At 67.8% G+C, this 6685-nt stretch carries 2 protein-coding genes; one reads left to right on the top strand and one right to left on the bottom strand.

The window, feature by feature from the left end:
- On the bottom strand, positions 1–4144 hold a 4144-nt coding region (locus tag AC1DSN_RS16375), incomplete at its 3' end, for a DEAD/DEAH box helicase (RefSeq protein WP_477331696.1).
- A 96-nt stretch (positions 4145–4240) separates the two neighbouring features.
- On the opposite strand from AC1DSN_RS16375, the gene AC1DSN_RS16370 reads away from it, so the two are divergent.
- A complete protein-coding gene (locus tag AC1DSN_RS16370) occupies positions 4241–6490 on the top strand; it encodes a glycoside hydrolase family 3 C-terminal domain-containing protein (protein WP_477295097.1) in 2250 nt (749 codons plus the stop codon).
- Positions 6491–6685 lie beyond the last annotated feature (195 nt).

Below are 6685 nucleotides of genomic sequence, written 5' to 3'. Positions count from 1 at the left end.
GAATCTTTGCGGCGCCGGCACTGATTGTGCCGACAAGATTCAGCGGATCGGTGCCCGCGATGCAGACCATCTCTCCGTCATGCTCGCGGTGACGGATCTGCCGCAGGGCTGCGAGTGCCTCCGGTAGCGCGAACTGCTCGCCCACCAGGCCATCGACGAAACGGCCGCCGCGGATTTCGCCGCGTGCCTCCAGGCGATGAAACACCCGGCGCAGGTCTCGCCATGCCGGCAACCAGGCCGCCTCACGTTCGAGAATGCGCCAGCTGACCACGCCATAGCGGCGCAGCAGTGTGCGTGCCATATGGTCGAGCCCATCGGCATCGTTGCGCTGTTCGGTCGGCCGACGCGCAAGCGACCAGCGCCCCGCATCCTCGATACCACTCATCATGTGCCGTCGCGCGCGGCGCTGGCGACTGCCGTTGCGCTTGGACGCCGGGAGCAACAGGGCTCGCAACCCGGCAAAGCTGTCCGCTGTGACGCGGCCGGCAGCCACCAGTTCGCCGAGTGCGTCTTCGAGTTCGGTGCGCAGCAAGCGCGTAGTCGATGCGAGCTCATCGAAGAACAGCGCGCCTTCGTCACGAAGCGCATCGGCCACGGCCTGCGCTCGCGACGACAGCGGCAATTCGTCGGAGATCGCCGGTGCCGCCGCCGACCAGATCGGCAATTGCCGGCGCGGCAACAGCACGATGGGCGTGGAACGAACGGGGCCACCGCTGCCCGTACCCAGGCGAAGGCGACTCCATACCACGCGACCGGCCCGGCAAAGGTCATCGAGCCAGCCGATGCTGTAGTCGCTGACACGGGCCGGCAGAAGTTCGGCCTCCCAGCCACCCGCGGCGGCCTCGAAACCTTCGAGCTGCGCGATCACGCCGGCCAGCGCGTCGGGCCCGGCGACCTGCGTGTTGCGGGTCACGTGCTGCCAGTCGAGCAGGAAGCGCATGAAGTCGCGCGGGGCGACCGGTTCGATCTCGCGGCGCAGGCGCCCGATCGTGTAGCGATGGATACGGGCGAGCAGATGGCGCTCGCACCATTCGACCTCCGTGGTGCCCGGCGAGAACGGTCCGCGCATGACATAGCCTTCGGTCTCGAGGGATGTCAGCGCGAGGTCGAGAGCGCCGGCATCCACACCGAGCGACGAGGCGAGCACGCGAGCCGGCACGGGGCCAAGCCCGCCGAGGCGCCCTCGGACGATATCGACGAGTGCGGATTCCGGCGTCCATGCCTGCACCTCGAACTCAGCCGGGGCGGCCATCGCGGGCGAGAGCGATGCGTCCGGGTGGATGGCGCGCCACGTCGGCAGGCGCTCAGCGGCCACCCACAGCGACACCTCGCCGTGGGTCAGTTCGGTCGCGCGCGCGTCCCTGGCCAGGCTGCGTAACAGCCCCGTCCACGAAGGATGCTCGCGCATGTCGTCCCCGGTCACCGCGCCAAGGAGCATGAGTGCCTCATGCATTTCGTCGGCGTTACGGGCTTCCGGCCATGCTTCCTCGCGTACGGCCGCGATCGCCTCGGCGTCGAGCCGGCCAAGATCGTCGGCCGTCTCCGCCTCGTTCCAGCGGCGCGACTGCACCGCCTGTGTCCGGCGCTCTTCCAACGGCGCGTCGTCAAGAAAGGCATACGGCGCGGCATTGAGTATCTCGGCAGCCAGCGGCGACGGCGTGGCGAGGTCGCGCGAAAGCATGCGGATGGCGCCCGATTCCAGTCCGCGCAGGATGGTGAGCAGACCTTCGCAGTCCATCGCTTCGTGCAGGCAGTCGTCGAGCGTCTGGTTGACCAGCGGATGGTCGGGAACCTCGCGCTCGCCGACGAGGTTTTCGGCGCACGCYACCTGGTCGGGAAAGACGGTGGCGAGCAGGTCTTCGCTCTTCATCCGTTGCAGCTGGGGAGCGACCTTCTTGCCGCCGGTGAAGCGCGGCAGCGCCAGTGCCGTGGTCGCGTTCCAGCGCCAGCGCACGCCGAACAGCGGCGCGTCGAGCAGGGCCTGGATCAGCACGTGCTCCGCGGAGTTCGAATGCAGGTAACGCGCCACTTCTTCCAGCGGGAAACTATGGCTGGTGGACAGTGACAGCACGATGGCGTCTTCGGTCGCGGCAGCCTGCAGTTCGAAATTGAATTTGCGGCAGAAGCGCTTGCGCAGCGCGAGGCCCCAGGCGCGATTGATCCGGCTGCCGAACGGCGTGTGGATGATGAGTTGCGTGCCGCCGGATTCGTCGAAGAAACGCTCCATTACCAGGGTGTCGCGCGTGGGCAGCGCGCCGAGTGCCGCGCGTGCACGGAACAGGTAGTCGACCACCTGTTGGGCCGCCGCCTTGCTGAGGCCCAGGTCGCCGGTCAGCCAGTCGAGCGCTGCCTCGCGGCCACCTTCGTCGAACTTCTCCGAGATATCCGTGCGCAGGCGGGACACACCGATCGAGAGTTCGTCGGTGCGTCCAGGCGCTTCGCCCAGCCAGAAGGGAATGTTCGGTGGCTGCCCTTGCGCATCCTCCACACGCAGGCGGCCCATTTCCACGCGCATGATGCGATAGGAGCGATTGCCGAGCTGGAACACGTCACCCGCGAGGCTTTCCACAGCGAAGTCTTCGTTCACCGTACCGACCACGATCGCCTGGGGTTCGAGCAGGACGTTGTAGTCACCCGTGTCCGGAATGGTGCCGCCGGAGGTCACCGCGGTGAGCTTTGCCCCGCGTCGCTCACGAAGGCGCTTGTTGACCGCATCGCGGTGAATGTACGCACCGCGCGGGCCGACACGCGTGGTGAAGCCCTCCGCCAGCATGCGCACGGTCTCGTCGAAGGTCTCGCGCTTGAGTGCATGGAACGGATACGCGCGACGCACGAGGTCGAACAGCGCGTCCTCGTCCCATTCCTGGCAGGCGACTTCGGCAACGATCTGCTGGGCGAGTACGTCGAGCGGCTGAAGGGGCATCACCAGGGCATCGAGTTCGCCGCGACGCACGCAGTCGAGCAAGGCAGTGCATTCGACCAGGTCGTCGCGTGATGTCGGAAACAAACGCGCCTTCGGCGTGCCGCCGACGGCATGGCCGGCGCGGCCGGCTCGTTGCAGGAAGGCGGCGATGGAACGTGGCGAGGCGATCTGGCAGACCAGGTCGATGTCGCCGATGTCGATGCCGAGTTCGAGCGAGGCCGTGGCGACCAGGGCACGCAGCTCGCCTTTCTTCAGGCGTTGCTCCGCGTCCAGGCGCTGTTCGCGGGACAGGCTGCCATGGTGTGCCGTGACCGCCTCGCGCCCGAGCCGCTCGGAAAGGTGTCGCGCCACGCGTTCAGCCATGCGCCGCGTGTTGACGAAGATCAGGGTGGTGCTGTGCTGCTCGATCAGGTTCGAAAGCCGGTTATAGACCAGCTCCCACATGTCGTTGGACATCACCGCTTCGAGCGGCACCGGCGGAACTTCCAACGCGAGATCACGCTTACGCGTATGGCCGATGTCGATGATGGCGCAGTCTTCCTTCGCACTGCCGGTGAGGAAGGCGGCCACTTTCTCGATGGGCTTCTGCGTGGCCGAAAGCCCGATCCGCGTGATACGACGCTGCGCCAGCGATTCGAGGCGCTCCAGTGACAGCGCGAGGTGACTTCCGCGCTTGCTCGACGCTACGGCATGGATTTCGTCGACGATCACTTCGCGTACGTTGGCCAGCATCGCGCGGCCCGACGCCGAGCCGAGCAGCACGTAGAGCGACTCCGGCGTGGTCACCAGGATGTGCGGTGGACGCTTCTTCATGCGCTCGCGGTCGGACGATGGCGTATCGCCCGTGCGCACGGCGGTGCGTATCTCGAGATCCGGTAGCCCCTGCTTGCGCAGCTCCTCACGAATGCCGGCCAGCGGGGCCTCGAGGTTGATGCGGATATCGTTCGAGAGCGCCTTGAGCGGCGAGACGTAGAGGATGGTGGTCCGGTCCGGCAGGCCGCCGTCGYGCACACCCTCGCGCACCAGCATGTCGATCGCCGAGAGGAACGCGGTGAGCGTCTTGCCGGACCCCGTGGGTGCGGCGACGAGGGTATGTCGGCCGGAGCGGATCGCCGGCCACGCAGCCACCTGCGCGGCCGTGGGCTCCGGAAACGTGTTCCCGAACCACGCGGCAACCGCCGGATGAAAGGCGTCTAGCGTTGTCGACTTTTGTGAATTCATTGAATCACTTAAGTGGGGTCCACGGGGCCACGGGTCAAGTTCCAGCCTAACGCGAAGCGGTCTCGTGGGTTGCGATGAAAACGTTACTGAGGGAACGTGGCGCTTTCCCCCCGGATCGACTTCGTGACCATGCCCGATACCGCGCGCCGCACTGCCCTCGCCTTCGCCATCACCGCTGGTCTCGCTGCCACCGCCAGCGCGGCCACGCCGCCTTCCCGGCCCTGGATGGATCGCTCGCTGTCGGTGGATCGCCGGGCCGAGCTCGTCGTCGCGGCCATGACCGACGATGAGAAATTTCGCCTGATCCGCTCCGACTTCGGCCTTGTCAGCGATAAGCACGGTGTGCCTGAAGGCGCCGTGGGTGGCGCGGGCTACGTGCCCGCCCTGCCGCGCCTCGGCCTGCCCGCCATCAATGAAACAGACGCCGGGCTGGGCGTGAACAAGCCCGGTATCGACGGCAAGGGTGCGATCTCGCTCCCGGCCGGACTGGCCACGGCCGCCAGCTTCGACACGGCGGTGGCCCACGCCGGCGGCCGGATGATCGGCGGCGAGGCCCGCGGTAAGGGCTACGGCGTGCTGCTGTCCGGCGGCGTCAACCTGCTGCGCGATCCGCGCAACGGTCGCAACTTCGAATACGCCGGTGAGGATCCGATCCTGGCCGGCAGCATCGTCGGCGCCACCATCAAGGGCATTCAGGAACGCAAGATCGTCGCGACGGTGAAGCACTTCGCCATCAACGACCTCGAATCCGGCCGCAACACGCTCAGTTCGGACATCGATCCGGTCGCCCTGCGCGAATCCGACCTGCTGGCGTTCCAGATCGCCATCGCCCATGGCGACCCCGGTTCGGTCATGTCCTCGTATAACCGCGTCAACGGCACCTACGCCGGCGAACACGACTGGCTGCTCAACCAGGTGCTGAAGCAGGAATGGGGCTTCAAGGGTTTCGTCATGTCGGACTGGGGTGGCGTGCACAGCGGCGCCAAGGCGGCGTTGGCCGGCCTCGACCAGGAATCGGCGGGCGAGGTGTTCGACGCGGAGGTGTTCTTCGACAAGCCGTTGCGTGCCGCCGTCGCCTCGGGTGAGGTGCCGAAGACGCGCCTGGACGACATGGCCCGGCGCATCATGCGCAGCCTGATCGCGCACGGCGTCATCGACGATCCCATCCCGACGAAGCCCACCACGCCCGTGCCCTACGACGCCGACCGCAAGGTCGCCCGCGACACGCTCGAGGCCGGTGCCGTCCTGCTGCGCAACCAGGGCGGCCTGTTGCCGCTGGCGCGCCAGGGCCAGTCGGTCGTGGTGATCGGCGCGCACGCCGACAAGGGCGTGCTTGCCGGCGGTGGCTCGTCCACTGTCACCGACGAAGGCGGCGACCCCGTGCCGGGGCTGCAGCCGACGGGATGGCCGGGGCCGGTGCGTTACCACGCCTCCGCGCCGCTGACCTTCATGCAGAAGCTGGGGACGAAGGTGAGCTTCGACCCGGGCACCGACCCCGCCGCCGCGGCGAAGGCCGCCGCTGGCGCCGACGTCGCCGTGGTCTTCGTCACGCAGTGGGCTGCCGAGTCCTTCGATGTCGCCGACATGGCGCTACCCGATGGCCAGGACGCGCTCGTCGCCGCCGTGGCGAAGGCCAATCCGAAAACGGTGGTCGTGCTGGAAACCAATGGCGCGGTGAAGATGCCCTGGCTCGACAGCGTCGGTGCCGTACTGCAGGCCTGGTATCCCGGCTCGGGCGGCGGCGAAGGCATCGCGCGCCTGCTGTACGGCGAGACCGCGCCCTCGGGTCGCCTGCCGATGAGCTGGCCGAAAGACGAAACCCAGCTTCCGCGTCCGACCATCCAGGCGGCCGGCCTGTACTCGAAGGATAAGCCGGCGGACAACGTCGACTACAACATCGAAGGCGCCGATGTCGGCTACCGCTGGTTCGAGAAAACCCGGCGCGAGCCGCTGTTCGCCTTCGGCTACGGCATGACCTATACGAGCTTTGCGTACAGCGACTTTGCCGTGGATAAGGACGCCAGGGGCCACGCCGTCGCCCACGTCACGGTGAAGAACACCGGTAAGACCGCTGGCGCCGATGTGCCGCAGGTCTACGTCACCGCCCCGGGCGCGGCCACGCGACGTCTGGCCGGCTGGAGCAAGGTGTCGCTGAAGCCTGGCGCGAGCCGCCGCGTCGATATTCCGCTCGAGTCGCTCGCCCTGGCGCGTTACGACGATGCAGGCAAGCGCTGGCGCGTGGCGCCCGGTACGTACGCGGTGAAGCTTGGCCGCTCGGCCAGCGATATCGCTGCCGAGGCCACGGTCACGGTGGGCGAGAGCTTCCCGGTGGTGAAGGCGCCCTAGGCGCCTGCACGACACGGCGACACGGGATAGCCACAATGCGCGCATGAACCTGCGCCCCGCCCCGATCGTCGCCACCCTCCTGTGCCTTGCCTCGGCACCTGCCTTCGCCGACCCGCCCGACTTCGACCGGCCCGGCGCAGGCTTCGCCACCAGCGTGCTCCCCGTGGGCACGCTGGCGCTCGAACAGGGCCTGCC

Source organism: Luteibacter sp. P4_D7_3 (genome assembly GCF_056401735.1).
The sequence above is the reverse complement of the archived record's forward strand: the minus strand, read 5'-3'. Positions and strand labels throughout refer to the sequence as shown.